An 18,022-nucleotide genomic window follows, 5' to 3' on the forward strand; every position below is an offset into this window, starting at 1 on the left:
TAATTTTACCGGGCTCCGGTACCCGTCCACATCAGGTCGACATGCAAGACGTATCAGCAGCACCCACCCCCGAGGCCGGCGTCCCCGACAGCCCCGCTGAGGGCCGTTTTGTCAGCTACCCCGGCTCGCCCTTCGAGCTCTACCAGCCCTATCCGCCGGCCGGTGACCAGCCCGAGGCCATCAAGCAATTGGTGGAGGGGGTGGAAAACGGCGAGGTCTACCAGACCCTGCTGGGCGTAACGGGTTCGGGCAAGACCTACACCATGGCCAATGTGATCGCCCGCATGGGGCGGCCCGCCATCGTCTTCGCACCCAACAAGACCCTGGCGGCCCAGCTTTACAGCGAGTTCCGCGAGTTCTTCCCCAGGAACGCGGTGGAGTACTTTGTCAGCTATTACGACTACTACCAGCCCGAGGCCTATGTGCCGCAGCGCGACCTGTTCATCGAGAAGGACAGCGCCATCAATGAGCACATCGAGCAGATGCGCCTGAGCTGCACCAAGAGCCTGCTGGAGCGGCGCGACGTGGTCATCGTGGCCACGGTCTCGGCCATCTACGGTATCGGCAAGCCCGAGGCCTACCACCAGATGGTGATGACCCTGCGCGCCGGCGACAAGATGGGGCAGCGCGATGTGATCGCCCAGCTGGTTCGCATGCAGTACCAGCGCAACGACATGGACTTCGGGCGCGGCAAGTTCCGCGTGCGCGGCGACACCATCGACGTCTTTCCGGCCGAGCACAGCGAGTTGGCCCTGCGCATCGAGCTGTTCGACGACGAGATCGAGAGCCTGCAGCTCTTCGACCCGCTGACCGGTCGCATCCGCCAGAAGATCCCGCGTTTCACGGTCTACCCCAGCAGCCATTACGTGACGCCGCGCGAGCAGGTGCTGGCAGCGGTGGAGACCATCAAGATCGAGCTGAGCGAGCGCCTCAAGGAGCTGGTGGGCATGGGCAAGCTGGTGGAAGCCCAGCGCCTGGAGCAGCGCACCCGCTTCGACCTGGAAATGCTCAGCGAGGTGGGGCACTGCAAGGGCATCGAGAACTACACGCGCCATCTCTCCGGCGCTGCACCGGGTGAGCCGCCGCCCACGCTGACCGACTATTTGCCGAAGGACGCGCTGATGTTCCTGGACGAGAGCCATGTGCTGATCGGCCAGTTCGGCGGCATGTACAACGGCGACCGGGCGCGCAAGACCACGCTGGTGGAGTATGGTTTTCGCCTGCCCAGCGCGCTGGACAACCGGCCCCTGAAGTTCGAGGAGTTCGAGACCAAGATGCGCCAGGCGGTTTTCGTCTCGGCCACCCCGGGCAACTGGGAGAACGAGCATACCGGCCACGTGGTGGAACAGCTGGTGCGGCCCACCGGGCTGGTCGACCCGCAGGTGGAGGTGCGTCCTGCCACGCACCAGGTGGACGACGTGCTGCAGGAAATACGCATCCGCGTGGAGAAACATGAGCGTGTGCTGATCACCACTCTGACCAAACGCATGGCCGAGCAGCTGACCGATTACCTGACCGACAACGGCGTCAAGGTGCGCTACCTGCACAGCGACGTGGACACGGTGGAGCGGGTGGAGATCCTGCGCGACCTGCGCCTGGGGCAGTTCGACGTGCTGGTGGGCATCAACCTGCTGCGCGAGGGGCTGGACATCCCGGAGGTCTCGCTGGTGGCCATCCTGGACGCGGACAAGGAGGGTTTCCTGCGCTCCGAGCGCTCGCTGATCCAGACCATAGGCCGGGCGGCGCGCAACCTGAACGGACGGGCCATCCTGTATGCCGACCGTGTCACCGACTCGATGGCCAAGGCCATCGGCGAGACGGATCGCCGCCGCCACAAGCAGATCGAGCACAACCTGGCCCACGGCATCACGCCGCGGGCCATCGTCAAGCAGGTGCGCGACCTGATCGACGGTGTCTACAGCGAAAAGGCCGGCCGCGAAGCCGAGCGCCTGGAGCAGGAGGCCATGGCCCGCGCCCAGGTGGAGGAAATGAGCGAAAAGGACATCGCCCGCGAGATCAAGCGGCTGGAAAAGCAGATGCTGGAGCACGCCCGCAACCTGGAGTTCGAGTTGGCTGCCCGGGTGCGTGACCAGCTCGGCCTGCTCAAGACCCGGGCCTTCGGTGCGGCGGTGCCCGACCATCCGCAAGGCGTGCCACCCGCCCGCTGAGTCGGGAGGCTCGGTACCAGGCCGGTGCTGACGCTGCACCGCCGCTATCCCGAGCGCCCAACTTGGTTTTTTGGTAAACTTGAGCCAATTACTCGGAAAAGGAGCTTGCCATGCGCCTCACCACCAAAGGCCGCTTTGCGGTCACCGCCATGATTGATCTGGCCCTGCGCCAGAGCAATGGCCCTGTGACCCTGGCTGCCATCAGCCAGCGGCAGCAGATTTCCCTGTCTTATCTGGAGCAGCTCTTCGGCAAGCTGCGTCGTCATGAGCTGGTCGAATCCACCCGGGGTCCGGGCGGCGGCTACACCCTGGCGCGCAAGGCGGCCGAGATCACCGTGGCCGACATCATCCTGTCGGTGGACGAGCCCATCGACGCCACCCAGTGCGGTGGCAAGGAGAACTGCCTGGGCGATGGTGGTCGCTGCATGACACACGAGCTCTGGGCTTCCCTGAACACCCGCATGGTCGAGTTCCTGGACTCGGTCACCCTGCAGAAGCTGGTCGACGACCAGCTGGCCAAGGGCATCACCATCGAGGACAAGCCCATGGTCAAGCGCGCCATTTCCAGCGCCCCGGTGGTCAAGCCGGTGCGTGTGAACGCACCCAATTCGGTGTTTGCCCTGGGCAACGCGTTCTCCAAGTCCTGATCCGGCCGCACCTGCGCCATTTTTATTGACTGTTCGTTTTTCTAGACCTGTATGGACATGACGCCCCACTTTCCGATTTACATGGATTACGGTGCCACCACGCCTTGCGATCCGCGCGTGGTGGACGCCATGATTCCCTGGTTGCGCGAGCATTTCGGCAACCCGGCGTCGCGCAGCCACGCCTGGGGTTGGGAGGCCGAAGCGGCCGTGGAAAAGGCACGGGTCCAGGTGGCCGAGCTGATCGGCGCCGACCCGCGCGAGATCGTCTGGACTTCCGGCGCTACCGAATCCATCAACCTGGCCCTCAAGGGGGCTGCCCAGTTCTACAAGGGCAAGGGCAAGCACCTGATCACCCTGAAGACCGAGCACAAGGCCGTGCTGGACACCATGCGCGAGCTGGAGCGCCAGGGTTTCGAGGTGACCTACCTGGACGTGCAGGAAGACGGCCTGGTGAATCTGGACGCGCTGAAGGCGGCCGTCCGTCCCGACACCATCCTGATCAGCATCCTCTTCGTGAACAACGAAATCGGCGTGATCCAGGACATTCCCGCCATCGGTGCGTATTGCCGTGAAAAGGGCATCCTGCTCCATGTGGATGCCGCACAGGCGACGGGCCGGGTCGAGATCGACATGAACAAGCTGCCCATCGACCTGATGAGCATGACGGCCCACAAGACCTACGGCCCCAAGGGCATCGGCGCTCTCTACGTGCGTCGCAAGCCGCGTGTGCGCATCGAGGCGCAGATCCACGGCGGTGGCCATGAGCGTGGCATGCGCTCGGGCACCCTGCCGACCCACCAGTGCGTGGGCATGGGCGAGGCCTTCCGCATTGCCAAGCTGGAGATGGCCCAGGACCTGGCCAAGGCCCGCAAGCTGCAGCAGCGTCTGCTTGATGGCCTGAAGGACATCGAACAGGTGTACGTGAACGGCAGCCTGGAAAAACGCGTGCCGCAGAACCTCAACATGAGCTTCAACTTCGTCGAAGGCGAGTCGCTGATCATGGGCATCAAGGGCCTGGCGGTGTCCAGCGGCTCGGCCTGCACCTCGGCCAGCCTGGAACCCAGTTATGTGTTGCGTGCCCTGGGCCGTAGCGACGAACTGGCGCACAGCAGCCTGCGCATGACCATCGGCCGTTTCACGACCGAAGAAGAAATCGATTACGCCATCACCACCATCAAGCACAACGTGGCCAAGCTGCGCGAGCTCAGCCCCCTGTGGGAGATGTTCCAGGACGGTGTGGACATCAGCACGATTCAATGGGCGGCCCACTGAGGCCGAAGGAGAGAAATCATGGCATACAGTGAAAAAGTCGTAGACCACTACGAAAACCCGCGCAACGTCGGCTCCTTCGACAAGGGCGACGACACCGTCGGCACCGGCATGGTGGGCGCACCGGCCTGCGGCGATGTGATGAAGCTGCAGATCAAGGTGAACCCGAGCACCGGTGTCATCGAGGATGCACGCTTCAAGACCTACGGTTGCGGTTCGGCCATCGCGTCGAGCTCGCTGGTGACGGAATGGGTGAAGGGCAAGACGCTGGACGAGGCTGCTGCGCTGAAGAACAGCCAGATCGCCGAAGAGCTGGCCCTGCCGCCGGTCAAGATCCACTGCTCGATCCTGGCCGAAGACGCCATCAAGGCCGCGGTGGACGACTACCGCAAGAAAAACGCGCATTAAATGACGCACCCCCGAGGCGCCTTTGGCGCTTTCCCCTCAAGGGGGCGCACCCAGCGGCCCGGCAAAGCCGGTTCCGCGGGTGCCCTGGTCTTGGGATAGGGGTGTTGGGTATGAAAGACTGAAATGGCAGTTTCCCTGACTGAAGCCGCGGCCCGGCATGTGACCCGCTACCTTTCCAAGCGCGGCAAGGGTGTGGGCGTGCGCCTGGGCGTCAAGACCACGGGTTGCTCGGGCCTGGCCTACAAGCTGGAGTACGTGGACGAAATCGCCTCGGAGGACGTTGTCTTCGAAGACCACGGTGTCAAGGTGCTGATCGACCCCAAGAGCCTGTCCTACATCGACGGCACCCAACTCGACTATGTGCGCGAGGGCCTGAACGAGGGCTTCCGTTTCAACAACCCCAATGAGCGAGATCGTTGCGGTTGTGGTGAATCGTTCCGGGTGTGAATCTCCAGTCCGACGACTTCGAACTGTTCGGCCTGCCGCAGCAGTTCGCCCAGGACCGCGCCGCGATCGATGCGCGCTGGAAGGACCTGCAGCGCGAAGCCCATCCGGACAAGTTCGCCGCCCAGGGGGCAGCCGCGCAGCGTGTGGCCATGCAGTGGTCGGTGCGCATCAACGAGGCCTACCAGCGCCTGAAAGATCCCCTCAGGCGCGCCGCCTACCTCTGCGAGCTCCACGGTGTGCCAGTGAACGCCGAGAACAACACGGCCATGCCGGCCGAGTTCCTGATGCAGCAGATGGAATGGCGCGAGGCGCTGGACGACGCCCGGGACATCGATGCCCTCGATGCCTTGAATGACGAGGTCGGTCGCAGCCGCAGGGTGCTGCTGCAGCGCTGCGAGCAGCTGCTGGACCAGGCCCGGGACTATGCCGGCGCCGTGGCGCAGGTGAGGGCGCTGATGTTCATCGAGCGTTTTGCCCGTGACATCGAAGCCCGTTACGAGATGATGGAGAGCCGGCTCGGGTGACAATTCAACCTGAACCAGAACAGAACAACGATGGCACTGCTGCAGATTTCCGAACCCGGCCAGGCCCCCGACCCGCACCAGCGGCGGATCGCGGTGGGCATCGACCTGGGTACCACCCATTCCCTGGTCGCCGCTGTGCGCAGCGGCGTGGCCGAATGTCTGCCTGACGAGCAGGGCCGTGTGATCCTGCCTTCCGTGGTGCGCTACCTGCCCCAGGGCGGCCGGCAGATTGGCCATGAGGCGCTGGCAGAGCAGATCAACGACCCGGGCAATACCATCGCCTCGGTCAAGCGCCTGATGGGACGTGGTCTGGCCGATGTGCACCAGGCCGCCAAGCTGCCCTATACCCTGGTCGATGCGCCCGGCATGGTGCGCGTGCGCACCATCGCTGGCGAGAAGACGCCGGTGGAGGTGAGTGCCGAGATCCTGGCCACGCTGCGCTACCGTGCCGAAGACAGCTTCAACGACGATCTCTACGGTGCCGTCATCACGGTGCCGGCCTATTTCGACGACGCTCAGCGTCAGGCCACCAAGGACGCGGCCCAACTGGCCGGCCTCAACGTGCTGCGCCTGATCAACGAGCCCACGGCCGCGGCCATTGCCTACGGCCTGGACAACGCCAGCGAGGGTATCTACGCGGTCTACGACCTGGGTGGCGGTACTTTCGACATTTCCATCCTGCGTCTGTCCAAGGGTGTGTTCGAGGTGATCGCCACCGGCGGCGACTCGGCCCTGGGCGGCGACGATTACGACCGGGCCCTGGCCGAGTGGATGCTGACGGAAACGGGCCTGAGCGCCGATACCCCCGAGGACCAGGCCCGCCTCATGGCCGAGGCGCGGCAAGCCAAGGAAGCCCTGTCGGACGAGGAGATCGTCACCGCCGAACTGGAGCTCTCCAGTGGTGCGGTGGATCTGTCCCTCAACCGCGACCAGTTCGAGGCCTGCACCACGGCGCTGACGGCGCGCACCATGGCGGCCGTGCGCAAGGTGCTGCGCGACGCCAAGCTCACCGTGGACGAGGTGCAGGGTGTGGTCATGGTGGGCGGTTCCACCCGTATGCCGGTGATCCGCCGCACCGTGGGAGAGTTCTTCGGCCGCGAGCCGCTGACCAACCTGAACCCGGACGAAGTGGTGGCGCTGGGCGCGGCCATCCAGGCCAACCAGCTGGCCGGCAACAACCCCTCCGGCGACCTGCTGCTGCTGGATGTGATTCCCTTGTCGCTGGGCATCGAGACCATGGGCGGCCTGGTGGAGCGCATCGTGCCGCGCAACCAGACCATCCCCACCGCGATGGCGCAGGACTTCACAACCTACAAGGACGGCCAGACCGCCCTGGCCCTGCACGTGGTGCAAGGCGAGCGCGACCTGGTGGCCGACTGCCGCAGCCTGGCGCGTTTCGAACTGCGTGGTTTCCCGCCCATGGCAGCCGGCGCCGCGCGCATCCGCGTGACTTTCACCATCGATGCCGACGGCCTGCTGCAGGTGGGCGCGCGCGAGCAGACCAGCGGTGTGGAAGCCAGCATCACCGTCAAGCCTTCCTACGGTCTCGGGGATGAGCAGATCGCGAAGATGCTGCAGGAAAGCTTTACGACCGCGCAAGCAGACATGAAGGCCCGCGCGCTGGTGGAGGCGCGGGTCGAGGCCGACCGCATGCTCATGGCCACTCGCACGGCGCTGGCCGCCGATGGCGACCTACTGTCGGGCCCCGAGCGCAATGCCATGGCCAGCCTGATGGACGCGCTGGAGGCCATCCGTACGCAGGATGACGCGGCCGCCATCGACGCCGCCACCGAAGCCCTGGCCAAGGGCACCGAAGCCTTCGCCGCGCTGCGCATGAACCGTGGCATCCAGCAGGCCCTGGCCGGCAAGAACATCGCCAACGTCTGAGACAAATCTTTTCGAGAACCCGCATGCCCGTCATCAAGATCCTGCCTCATCCCGAATACTGCCCGCAGGGCGCCGAGATCAAGGCGCCGGCCGGCACCTCGATCTGCGAGGCCATGCTGGACAACCACATCAATATCGAGCATGCCTGCGACATGAGTTGCGCCTGCACGACCTGCCACGTCATCGTGCGTGAAGGCTACAACACGCTCAATGAGCCGGACGAGAACGAGGAAGACTTGCTGGACCGTGCCTGGGGCCTGGAGCCGCAGTCGCGCCTGAGCTGCCAGGCCATCCTGGCGCAGCAGGACGTGGTGGTGGAGATCCCCAAGTACTCCATCAATCACGCCAAGGAAAACCACTGAACGTTTTGTCCTTCGACAGCCCCCATGCGGGGCTGTTTTCGTTTCCGGGGCCGCTATGATCAGGACCATGCGCCAGATCGTCCTCGACACCGAAACCACGGGCCTGTCCGCCGAAGGCGGCGACCGCATCATTGAAATCGGCTGTGTGGAGCTGCTCAACCGCAAGCTCACCGGCAACAACCTGCACTTCTACCTGAACCCCGGGCGCGACAGCCACGAGGACGCGCTGCGGGTGCACGGCATCAGCAACGAATTCCTGCGCGACAAGCCCAGGTTCGCCGAGGTGCACGAGGAAATCCTGGCCTATCTGCAGGGCGCCGAGATCATCATCCACAACGCGGCCTTCGACGTGAGCTTCCTGAACAAGGAGCTGGAACTGGTGGGCAAGCCGCGTTTTGCCCAGTTCGTCGCCAGCGTGACCGACACCCTGGTCATGGCCAAGGAGATGTTCCCGGGCAAGCGCAATTCACTGGACGCGCTGTGCGACCGCCTGGGCGTGGACAACTCGGGCCGCACCCTGCACGGCGCGCTCTTGGACGCCGAGCTGCTGGCCGACGTCTACATCAACCTCACGCGCGGCCAGGACGCGCTGCTGATCGACACCGCTGACACAACGACGGCCACGGGCAGCTTCGAGCGTGTGGACCTGAGCCGTTTCGAGCTGCCCGTGCTGAGCGCTTCCGAGCAGGAACTGGCGGCGCACGAAGATCTGCTGGCCCAGCTCGACAAGGCCAGCGGCGGCAAGACAGTCTGGCGGGCCCAGGCCTGACCATGGCGCGGCCACTTGTGGCATAATCTCGTTTTTCCTGAAAACGCAAACGCTTTCAGCAAGCATTCAGGGCGATTAGCTCAGCGGTAGAGCACTGCATTCACACTGCAGGGGTCACATGTTCGATCCATGTATCGCCCACCAACACAGCGCTTCGGCGCCAGAAAGCCCGCCAGTCCCCAAGACGGCGGGCTTTTTCTATTCTGGTTCCGAAAATCAGCGGGGTGGTGGCAGTGGCTGGCCACCCAGACGCGCCCACAACCAGGACAGTGCCTGTTTGAGGTCAGGCCGGCTGCCACGTGCCAGTGCGGCTTGTGGCTCGGGCGCCGGTCCCTGCGCAGGGCCGATGTCGAAGGTGAAGCTGAAGCTCGGCGTCTGGCCCATGCGCAGGTCGCTCAGGTGGGCGCGGCCGTCCACGCTGCGCATGGCCACCAGTCCCTTGGCAAAACGGTTCAATCTTTCGTAAGCGGGTGTGCCCGCATAAGCCTGTTGCAGCGCCGGGCCGCGATCGTGCAGCTCCCACAGCGGTTCCTGGCCATCGTCCAGCAGCGAATAGAAACCCTCGTGGTAATGCGTGGGTGTGGTTGCCACCACGCGCCACAACACGCTGTTGAACGCGGTGGGCGTGACCAGCAGGGCCTGCGCCTGCACACCCTGGCGTGCCAGCGAGGCCTGGGCGAGGGCGCTTACGTGCGCCTGCACCGCCACCCCCCAGGCCAGGTAGGCCGTGCTGAGCGTCAGCCCGAGGGCATTGGCACGCAATGCCCAGTCGGGACGGCGGCGCCAGCCCAGCGCCAGCAGCAGGCCGAAGAGCAGGGGCAGGGTATAGAGCGGGTCGATGATGAAGATGCTGCCGACGCCGTAGGGATGGTTGCTGAAGGGCAGCGCGAGTTGCGTGCCATAGACCGTCATGGCGTCGAGCAGCGGGTGCGTGACCAGCATCAGCCAGGCCGCCAGGCACCAGCGTCGCCACTGTGCCCATTCGCCATGCAGGCGGGCGATGCCGGCCCCGAGCAGGGGCCCGGCCACGCTGAGCCAGAAGAGTGAATGGCTTTCCGCGCGATGCAGCGTCATATTGAGCAGCGCGTCGCCATGGTCGATGAACACATCGAGGTCGGGCAGGGTGCCCAGCAGTGCGCCCCAGCCCGCCGCCTTGGGCAAGGCCGTGTGCCGTCCCATGACGGCCACGCCGACGGCGGCGCCCAGCGCCAGTTGTGAGAGTGAATCCATGCCCGGATGATGGCAGAGGCAGCCCGGGCCCGCAGGCCGTGGGGCCATGCCCGCCGCTCAGAGCGCCAGCACGATGGGAAAGTTTGCCTGCAGGCCCTGCCGGCCGGAGACGAAGGGAATGGTCAGGGCGGCGCGGTCCTCGGCGCTACGCAAGCGCCGCCAGAGGGCGTCGCTTTCATTGCCCGGGTCGCCGGCTACATAGAGTTGGGTGGTCAGCAGGGCGCGCTGGCCGAGCCTGACCTTGACGTGGATGTGCGGCGTGCGCCCGCTGTAGGCCACGGGTCGCAGCGTGCGGAAACGGTAACGTCTTTCGCCATCGACTGTCACGCGGCCGTAACCCTGGAAGGCCGGGTCGGCGCGACCACTGTCACCTGGATGGTGGTAATGCCCCTGGTGATCGCATTGCCAGATCTCGACCTGTGCGCCGCGCACCGGCACGCCCGCCGTGTCGCTCACCTGCCCCTCGATCCAGGCGGGCCGGCCCTGCCGATAGTCCACGCTGCCGTTGCGCAAGAGGTCGCCATCGGTGTCGTCGGGCAGATCGAGCGGGTAGAAGGGGCCTTCGGTCTGTGAAGGCGTGGGCAGCAGGCGGCCGGTCGCGGGCCTGGCCCACACCGGGGGCAGCCAGATCGGGGCGGCCACGGCCGAAGCCAGGCCCAGGTTCAGCAGTCGGCGGCGCAGGGAGGATGTCGGTTCGGGCATGAGAAAGCTCCGTTGATGACGAACTCTAGTCCAAGTCCGGTTCCCTTGCCCACCGGCTTCACCCAAATTACGGTGGGGGGTCAGCACTAGACTGATGAGTCTAGTATGATGCCGTACATGCCAGCCTGGCGATTCCGCAGGTTTGGCCGCCATCCAGCATCGATCCTCAGCCTCATGACCAGCGATACCCGCGCCCGCATCCTTGAAGCAGCCCTGGACACCTTTTGCGAGAAGGGTTACAGCGCCTGTGTGGACGATATCGCCCGCCGTGCAGGCGTGGTCAAGCAGACGCTTTATCACCATTACGGCAGCAAGGAGAGCCTGTTCCGCGAGGCGCTGACCGGCCTGGTCAACGTGCTGTTGGTCGATCTGGGGACTCGTTCCGGCTCCCTGCGTGAGGATCTGCTGCGCTTTGCCGAATCCTTCCAGGCCCAGGCCATGAGCGAGCAGGGCCTGGCCCTGCACCGCATGCTGGTGGCAGAGTCCCCCCGTTTTCCGGAACTGGCCCGGGCGGTGTTCGAAACCTGGCAGTTGGCCGGCACCGAGCTGGCGCGCTTGTTGCGTGAGGCCATGGACCGCGGCGAACTGCGCCAGGACGATCCCGAGTTCGCGGCCGAGATGCTGATCAGCCTGCTGACCGGAACGCAACGGGATCTGCTCCTGCTGGGCATGCCGGTGGAGTGCCCGCAGCAGAGCGGACGCATGGCCCGGATCGTCGATTGTTTTTTGCAGGCGTACGCACCCCTGGCGGGCGCCGCGAAGTCTTGAAGGGAGTACCGAATGAAAGTTGTTGACTACCGCGCTCCGGCCCTGGCGGCCTTCCTGGCGCTGTTACTGAGCGCCTGTGGCAAATCCGAGGCGCCCAAGCCCGCTGCCGGCGGTCCGGGCGCCGCACCACCGCCGACCGAAGTGGCCGTGGTCGTGGCGCGCCAGGGCGAAGCCCTGCTGACCAAGGAATTGCCCGGCCGTCTGCAGGCCTGGCGCACCGCCCAGGTGCGGGCGCGCGTGGAGGGCATCGTCGAGCAGCGCCATTTTGTGGAGGGCTCGGACGTGAAGGCCGGGGCACCACTGTACCGCATCGATGCGCGTACCTATCGCACCAGCTTCGAGGCGGCCAAGGCCGATGCCGCCGCTGCGCGCGCCGTGGTGAACCGCTACCGGCCGCTGGTCGAGATGAAGGCCGTGAGCCAGCAGGAACTCGACAGCGCCGAGGCGCGCCTGCGCCAGGCCGAAGCGGCCTTGTCACGGGCCGAGCAGGACCTGGAGAACACCACCGTGCCGGCCCCGATCTCGGGCCGCATCGGCCGCAGCCTGGTGACCGAAGGGGCCCTGGTCGGGCGTGGCGAGGCGACGCAACTGGCGACCATCGAACAGATCGACCCGATCTACGTGAACTTCACGCAAAGCAGCACCGAGCTGCTGGCCCTGCGCGAGGCCATCGCCAGCGGCCGCTGGAAAAAGGCCGACACCCGGCGCATGGAACTGGTGCTGGAGAACGACACGGTCTATGCGCTGCCGGGCAAGCTGCTGTTCTCGGACCTCGCGGTGGACCCCAATACCGGCGCTGTCTCGATGCGCGCCGAGTTCCCGAACCCGAAGAAGGATCTCCTGCCGGGCATGTTCGTGCGGGTGCGTTATGCCCAGGCCAAGGCCGACAAGCTCATCGTCCTGCCGCAGCGCGCCGTGCAGCTGTCGCCCGCCGGCGCTTCGGTGCTGGTCGTGGGTGAGGATGGCAAGGTCGCGCCGCGCCCGGTCAAGCTCGGCGGCATGAGCGGCAGCACGTGGACCATCACCAGCGGCCTCAATGGCGGTGAACAGGTCATGGTGGAGGGGCATATGAAGGCCTATCCGGGCAGCGTGGTCAAACCCGTGCCCTGGACACCGGCTGCGCCTGCTGCCCCTGCCACACAAGGGAAGTAAGACACCATGGCCAAATTCTTTGTCGACCGTCCGGTCTTTGCCTGGGTGATCGCCCTGGTCATCCTGTTGGCTGGGGCGCTGGCCCTGCGCCAGTTGCCCGTGGCCCAGTACCCCGAGGTCGCGCCGCCGGCGCTGGCCGTCAACGTGACCTATCCCGGTGCCTCCGCCAAGGTGGTCGAGGACACCGTGGTGGCCCTGATCGAGCAGGAGATGAACGGCATCGAAAACCTGCTCTACATGGACTCGACTTCCGAGCAGAGCACGGGCACCATCAACCTGACTTTCAAAACCGGCACCAACATCGAGATTGCCTCGGTCGAGACGCAAAACCGCATCAAGCGCGTGGAGGCCCGTCTGCCCGACGAAGTCAAGCGCCTGGGTGTGACCGTGACCAAGACACGGCGCAACTACCTGATGTTCATCACGCTGTACTCGCCGGACAAGAGCCTCAATGGCGTGGACCTGGGGAGCTATGTGGCGGCCAGCGTGATCGACGAGCTGCGTCGTGTGCCGGGCGTGGGCGAGGCCCAGCTTTTCGGCTCCGAATACGCCATGCGTCTGTGGGTCGACCCTGACAAGCTCGCGGCCTACCGCCTGACGCCGGGCGAGGTCATCAGTGCGGTGCGGACGCAGAACGTGCTGCTGGCCGTGGGCGAGGTGAACCAGCCGCCCGCGCCCAAGGGCATGGAATACGCTGCCACCGTGATCACGCGGGGCCGCCTGACCACGACCGAGGAGTTCGGCAATGTGGTGGTGCGTGCGCAGGCCGACGGCTCGCTGGTGCGCGTGCGCGACGTGGCCCGGGTTGAGCTGGGTGCGCAGGACTATTCCGTCTTCGCACGCCTAGACAGCCAGCCGACTGCCGCAGTGGGCGTCAAGGTCTCGCCGGGCGCCAACGCCATGGACACGGCCAAGGCCGTGCGCCTGCGCATGCAGGAGCTGGAGCGCTACTTCCCCAAGGGGGTGGCCTGGGACGTGCCCTACGACACCACGCCCTTCATCGAGATCTCGATCAATGAAGTGATCAAGACCCTGTTCGAGGCCGTGCTGCTGGTCTTCGTGGTGATGTACCTTTTCCTGGAGAACTGGCGTGCCACGCTGATCCCCACCATCGTGGTGCCGATCTCGCTGATCGGTGCGGCGCTGGGCCTGTACGTGCTGGGCTACTCCATCAACGTGCTCACGCTGTTCGCCATGGTGCTGGCCATCGGCATCGTGGTGGACGACGCCATCGTGGTGGTGGAGAACGTCGAACGCATCATGAGCGAGGAGCATCTCTCGCCACGTGACGCCACGGCCAAGGCCATGGACCAGATCGTGGGCGCCATCATCGGCATCACGGTGGTGCTGTCGGCGGTGTTCATCCCCATGGCCTTTTTCTCGGGCTCGGTGGGCGCGATCTACCGCCAGTTCGCCGTGACCCTGGTGCTGACCATGCTGTTCTCGGCCCTGATGGCCCTGACGCTGACGCCGGCCCTGTGTGCCACGCTGCTCAAGCCCCACAAGCCGGGCGAGGCGGGCGTGCTGCCTACCACCGGCTTTTTCGGCTGGTTCAACCGCGGCTTCGCGGCGGCCACGCGTGGCTACATCCGCAAGGTGACAGGCATGCTGGGTCGCCCGGGCCGCTGGCTCATCGTTTACGGTGCCATTCTGGTGGCCACGGTCTGGATGTTCGCCAAGCTGCCGGGCAGCTTCCTGCCCGAGGAAGACCAGGGTTATTTCATCAGCATGGTGATGCTGCCGCCAGGTGCGACCCAGGAGCGCACGGTGGAGGTGATCCAGCAGGCCGAGCAGTTTTTCCTGGCGCAGCCCGAGGTGGAACACACTGTGGGTGTGGTCGGCTTCTCCTTTTTCGGCCGCGGCCAGAATGCGGGCCTGATCTTCACGCGCCTGAAAAACTGGGATGAACGCAAGGCCAGGGAAAGCAGTGCCACAGCCGTGGTGCAGCGCGCCAACATGATGCTCTTCGGTATCAAGCAGGCCTTCATCTTCAGCGTCAATCCGCCGCCCATTCCCGAGCTGGCGGCTGTCGGTGGTTTCGACTTCCGACTGCAGGACCGTGGTGGCCTGGGACGCGACCAGTTGGCTGCGGCACAGGCCCTGGCCGTGCAGGTGGCCGGTGCCAACCCGGCCCTGGCCGGGGTTCGCATGGAAGGCATGGCGCCCGGTCCGCAGCTGCTGCTGCAGATCGACCGCGAGAAGGCCCAGACCCTGGGCGTGGACATCGGTACGCTCAACGAGACGCTGCAGACCCTTTTCGGCGTGTCCTACATCAACGACTTCGAGCGCCAGGGCCGCATCCTGCGCGTGCAGATGCAGGCCGACCCCTCGGTGCGCACCAGCCCCGAGGCGATGATGCGCGTGCAGGTGCGCAACCGCAGCGGCGGCATGGTGTCCCTGTCCGAGGTGGTCAAGCCGCTGTGGATGGTGGGCGCGCCCCGGCTGGACCGCTACAACGGCGTGCCCTCGGTCAAGCTCTCGGGCAACCCGGCGCCAGGCCACAGCACGGGTGAGGCCATGTTGGCCATGGGTGAGGTGGCGAAGCAGATGCCCAACGGCATCGGCTACCAGTGGTCCGGCACCTCCTTCGAGGAAAGCCTCTCGGGTTCGCAGGCACCGCTGCTGTTCGCGGTCTCGCTGATCGTGGTGTTCCTGTGCCTGGCGGCGCTCTACGAGAGCTGGACGATTCCCTTCTCGGTCATGCTGGTGGTGCCGCTGGGCATCTTCGGCGCGCTGCTGGCGGTCTATCTGCGCGGCCTGCCCAACGATGTGTACTTCAAGGTGGGCCTGATCGCGACCATCGGCCTGTCCTCGAAAAACGCCATCCTGATCATCGAATTCGCACGCACCCTGCAGGACCAGGGAATGGCGCTCAAGGACGCCATTCTGGAAGCCTGCCGCCTGCGGCTGCGCCCCATCCTGATGACCTCGATCGCCTTCATCGTGGGCGTGCTGCCGCTGGCCATCTCCAGCGGTGCCGGCGCGCAGAGCCGGCATGCCATCGGCACCGGCGTGATGGGCGGCATGATCGCCGCCACCGTGCTGGCCATCTTCCTGGTGCCCGTGTTCTATCTGGTCGTCAGCCGCCTGTTCCCCGGCCACAGCCGCGGTCATGCGCCGACCACAGGCGAAGGAGGCCACCATGGCTAAACTGATACCTTACGTCACGGCCCTGGTCACCGCGCTGCTGCTGGCCGGTTGCTCCGTGATGACGCCCGAGTACCAGCGTCCGGCCCTGTCCGTGCCCGAAGCCTGGCCGGATGAGGTCAAGACCACGGGGATCGAGAGCAAGCCTGTGGACTGGGCCAGCTTCTTCCCGGACGAGCGCCTGCGCGCGCTGATCAAGCTCTCGCTGGAGCACAATCGCGACCTGCGCATCGCTACGGCCCGCGTTGCCGAGGCGCAGGCCATGTACGGCATCCAGCGCGCCGATCGCCTGCCCACGGTCAACGTCGGCGGTTCGCTGGCGCGCAGCCGCACGCCGGGTGATCTGTCGGGCACGGGCGTCTCCAGCGTCGGCCAGCGTGCCGACGTCAACGCCAGCCTGCCGGCTTTCGAGCTGGACTTCTGGGGCCGCGTGGCCAGCCTGAGCGAAGCGGCCAAGGCCAGCTATCTGGCGACCGAGCAGGCCGAGCGCAGCTTCAGGCTGTCGCTGATCGCCAGCGTGGCCGATGCCTACCTGGCGCAGGCCGAGGCGCAAGAGCGTGTCGTGCTGGCCCAGGCCACGCTGGAGACACGGGCCCGGACGCGAGAGCTGGTGGACCGCCGGCGCCAGGCCGGCCTGGCGGGCGATCTGGACTTCCTGCAGGCCGATGCCGCCTACGAGGGCGCGCGTGCCGAACTCGCGGCCTTGCGGCGCCAGTTATCCGCAGCACGCAACTACCTGCGTGCGCTCGTGGGAACCGAGCCCGGTGATTTGCCGGCCGGCAAGACGCTGGCCGAGCAGGGCATCAACCTGGAACAGCAGGCCGATTTGCCGGCGCAGGTGCTGGTACGCCGCCCTGACGTGCTGGTGGCCGAGCAGCGCCTGCTGGCGGCCAACGCCAACATCGGCGCGGCGCGTGCGGCCTTTTTCCCGCGCATCGCGCTGACGGCCTCGGCCGGTACCGCCAGCCGCGAGCTCGACGGCCTGTTCAAGGACGGCTCCGAGGCCTGGAGTTTCTCACCCAGCATCACCCTGCCCATCTTCGACTTCGGGCGGCGCAGCGCCAATCTGGACCTGGCCGAGGTGCGCAAGAACATCGCCGTGGCGGAATACGAGCGCACCGTGCAGCAGGCTTTCCGTGAGGTGGCCGATCTGCTGGTGGCGCGCGAGCAGCTGGCTGAGCAGCTCAAGGCTGTGGAGGCCCAGGAACGTTCACAGCAGCGTGCGGCCGACATCGCCGAGGCGCGCTACCGCCAGGGCGTGGGCAGCTTCCTGGAGGTGCTGGACGCCCAGCGCCAGCTCTTTACAGTGCGCCAGGGCCTGATCCAGTTGCGCCGCAGCCAGTGGGCCACCGCGGCCCAGCTCTACAGGGCGCTGGGCGGCGAGGAGGGCTGAGGCGACGCTCGCTTATGCTCGCAGATTTGCCGATGCGAAAGGTCAGCTTGTGGAGCAGGTCGATGCGGTGGTGGTGGGAGCCGGGGTTGTCGGTCTGGCGGTGGCGCGTGCGCTGGCGCTGAGCGGGCGTGAGGTGCTGGTGCTGGAAGCTGCCGAGGCCATCGGCACGCAGACCAGTTCGCGCAACAGCGAGGTCATCCACGCCGGCATCTACTACCCGAAGGGCTCGCTGAAGGCGCACCTGTGCGTGCAGGGCAAGCAGATGCTGTACGCCTACTGCGCGGAGCGGGGTATCGGGCACCGTCGCTGTGGCAAGCTGATCGTCGCCACCGCGCCTGCACAGGTGGCTGAACTGCAGGGCATCATCCAGAAAGCCGCGGCCAACGGCGTCAACGACCTGGTCTTGCTGGCACGCGAGCAGGCGCTGGCGCTGGAGCCGGCGCTGGATTGTGTGGCCGCCATCCATTCCCCGAGCACCGGCATCGTTGACAGCCATGGGCTGATGCTGGCGCTGCAGGGCGATCTGGAAAACGCCGGCGGCCTGGTGGCCTTCAATTCGCCGCTGTCGCATGCGCGGGTGACGCCGGCGGGCATCGAACTCGAAGCCCTGGATGGAACCCAACTGCGCGCCCGTACGGTGGTCAATGCCGCCGGCTTGCAGGCGCCGACGCTGGCGCGCCGATTCGAGGGGCTGGACCCCACACATATCCCCGGCGCGTACTACGCCAAGGGCAACTACTTCACGCTCGCCGGCCGCTCACCCTTCAGCCGCCTGATCTACCCCGTGCCCGAGGCTGCCGGCCTGGGGGTGCATCTCACCATCGATCTCGGTGGACAGGCCAAGTTCGGCCCCGATGTGCAGTGGGTCGACTCGCCCGAGGATCTGGTGGTGGACCCCGTGCGCGGCGAAGCGTTCTACGCCGAGGTCCGCAAGTACTGGCCGGCGCTGGCCGACGGCGTGCTGCAGGCGGGGTATGCCGGCATCCGGCCCAAGATCAGCGGCCCGGGGGCTGCTGCTGCCGACTTCAAGATAGAAGGCCCGGCCACGCATGGCGTGCCGGGCCTGGTCAACCTCTTCGGCATCGAGTCACCAGGGCTGACGAGTTGCCTGGCGATCGCATCGAAGGTGGTCGAATTGCTGTGAAGCCT

General features: G+C 66.0%; 16 protein-coding genes and 1 tRNA gene. 15 read left to right on the forward strand and 2 right to left on the reverse strand.

Annotated features, from left to right (window positions below; genetic code table 11):
- Positions 1 to 41 precede the first annotated feature (41 nt).
- The 10 genes from uvrB (at position 42) to HTY51_RS06670 (ending at position 8,625) form a co-directional block, all read left to right on the forward strand.
- Complete coding sequence (uvrB, locus tag HTY51_RS06625; protein WP_174251994.1) at positions 42 to 2,168, forward strand: excinuclease ABC subunit UvrB; 2,127 nt, start codon at positions 42 to 44, stop codon at positions 2,166 to 2,168.
- Positions 2,169 to 2,278: 110 nt separating this feature from the next.
- Positions 2,279 to 2,815 carry a Fe-S cluster assembly transcriptional regulator IscR gene (iscR, locus tag HTY51_RS06630; RefSeq protein WP_174251995.1) on the forward strand — a complete coding sequence of 179 codons (537 nt, stop codon included), beginning with the start codon at positions 2,279 to 2,281 and terminating at the stop codon, positions 2,813 to 2,815.
- A 51-nt stretch (positions 2,816 to 2,866) separates the two neighbouring features.
- A complete protein-coding gene (locus tag HTY51_RS06635; protein WP_174251996.1) occupies positions 2,867 to 4,087 on the forward strand; it encodes an IscS subfamily cysteine desulfurase in 1,221 nt (406 codons plus the stop codon).
- 18 nt (positions 4,088 to 4,105) lie between these two features.
- The gene (gene iscU, locus HTY51_RS06640) at positions 4,106 to 4,492 is read left to right on the forward strand and encodes a Fe-S cluster assembly scaffold IscU (protein WP_174251997.1); all 387 of its coding nucleotides are present in this window, start codon (positions 4,106 to 4,108) and stop codon (positions 4,490 to 4,492) included.
- A 123-nt stretch (positions 4,493 to 4,615) separates the two neighbouring features.
- Complete coding sequence (iscA, locus tag HTY51_RS06645) at positions 4,616 to 4,939, forward strand: iron-sulfur cluster assembly protein IscA (RefSeq protein WP_174251998.1); 324 nt, start codon at positions 4,616 to 4,618, stop codon at positions 4,937 to 4,939.
- Entirely contained in the window at positions 4,936 to 5,463 is a 528-nt protein-coding gene (hscB, locus tag HTY51_RS06650) for a Fe-S protein assembly co-chaperone HscB (RefSeq protein ID WP_174251999.1), read from the forward strand. Before iscA ends, hscB begins: the two co-directional genes overlap by 4 nt.
- A gap of 30 nt (positions 5,464 to 5,493) precedes the next feature.
- On the forward strand, positions 5,494 to 7,350 hold the full coding sequence (gene hscA, locus HTY51_RS06655) for a Fe-S protein assembly chaperone HscA (protein WP_174252000.1): 1,857 nt from the start codon (positions 5,494 to 5,496) through the stop codon (positions 7,348 to 7,350).
- Between the two features lie 23 nt (positions 7,351 to 7,373).
- A complete protein-coding gene (fdx, locus tag HTY51_RS06660) occupies positions 7,374 to 7,712 on the forward strand; it encodes an ISC system 2Fe-2S type ferredoxin (protein ID WP_174252001.1) in 339 nt (112 codons plus the stop codon).
- A 67-nt stretch (positions 7,713 to 7,779) separates the two neighbouring features.
- Positions 7,780 to 8,481 carry a DNA polymerase III subunit epsilon gene (gene dnaQ, locus HTY51_RS06665; RefSeq protein WP_174252002.1) on the forward strand — a complete coding sequence of 234 codons (702 nt, stop codon included), beginning with the start codon at positions 7,780 to 7,782 and terminating at the stop codon, positions 8,479 to 8,481.
- Positions 8,482 to 8,550: 69 nt separating this feature from the next.
- Positions 8,551 to 8,625: transfer RNA gene (locus tag HTY51_RS06670), tRNA-Val, on the forward strand.
- 72 nt (positions 8,626 to 8,697) lie between these two features.
- On the opposite strand, the gene HTY51_RS06675 is transcribed toward HTY51_RS06670, so the two are convergent.
- The gene (locus HTY51_RS06675; protein ID WP_174252003.1) at positions 8,698 to 9,711 is read right to left on the reverse strand and encodes a metal-dependent hydrolase; all 1,014 of its coding nucleotides are present in this window, start codon (positions 9,709 to 9,711) and stop codon (positions 8,698 to 8,700) included.
- Between the two features lie 57 nt (positions 9,712 to 9,768).
- Entirely contained in the window at positions 9,769 to 10,413 is a 645-nt protein-coding gene (locus tag HTY51_RS06680) for a protocatechuate 3,4-dioxygenase (RefSeq protein WP_174252004.1), read from the reverse strand.
- 174 nt (positions 10,414 to 10,587) lie between these two features.
- Here HTY51_RS06680 and HTY51_RS06685 point away from each other — a divergent pair, with 174 nt between their 5' ends.
- The 5 genes from HTY51_RS06685 to HTY51_RS06705 are packed head-to-tail and all read left to right on the forward strand — an operon-like array spanning position 10,588 to position 18,017.
- The gene (locus tag HTY51_RS06685) at positions 10,588 to 11,181 is read left to right on the forward strand and encodes a TetR/AcrR family transcriptional regulator (protein WP_174252005.1); all 594 of its coding nucleotides are present in this window, start codon (positions 10,588 to 10,590) and stop codon (positions 11,179 to 11,181) included.
- A gap of 12 nt (positions 11,182 to 11,193) precedes the next feature.
- Complete coding sequence (locus tag HTY51_RS06690; protein ID WP_174252006.1) at positions 11,194 to 12,333, forward strand: efflux RND transporter periplasmic adaptor subunit; 1,140 nt, start codon at positions 11,194 to 11,196, stop codon at positions 12,331 to 12,333.
- Positions 12,334 to 12,339: 6 nt separating this feature from the next.
- Positions 12,340 to 15,483, forward strand: coding sequence for an efflux RND transporter permease subunit (locus HTY51_RS06695; RefSeq protein WP_174252007.1), 3,144 nt, complete (start codon positions 12,340 to 12,342; stop codon positions 15,481 to 15,483).
- Positions 15,476 to 16,873 carry an efflux transporter outer membrane subunit gene (locus HTY51_RS06700; protein ID WP_174252008.1) on the forward strand — a complete coding sequence of 466 codons (1,398 nt, stop codon included), beginning with the start codon at positions 15,476 to 15,478 and terminating at the stop codon, positions 16,871 to 16,873. Before HTY51_RS06695 ends, HTY51_RS06700 begins: the two co-directional genes overlap by 8 nt.
- A 49-nt stretch (positions 16,874 to 16,922) precedes the next feature.
- Entirely contained in the window at positions 16,923 to 18,017 is a 1,095-nt protein-coding gene (locus HTY51_RS06705; protein ID WP_174252009.1) for an NAD(P)/FAD-dependent oxidoreductase, read from the forward strand.
- Positions 18,018 to 18,022: the final 5 nt, after the last annotated feature.

The organism is Rhodoferax sp. BAB1 (assembly GCF_013334205.1).
Taxonomy (GTDB): Bacteria; Pseudomonadota; Gammaproteobacteria; order Burkholderiales; family Burkholderiaceae_C; genus Hylemonella.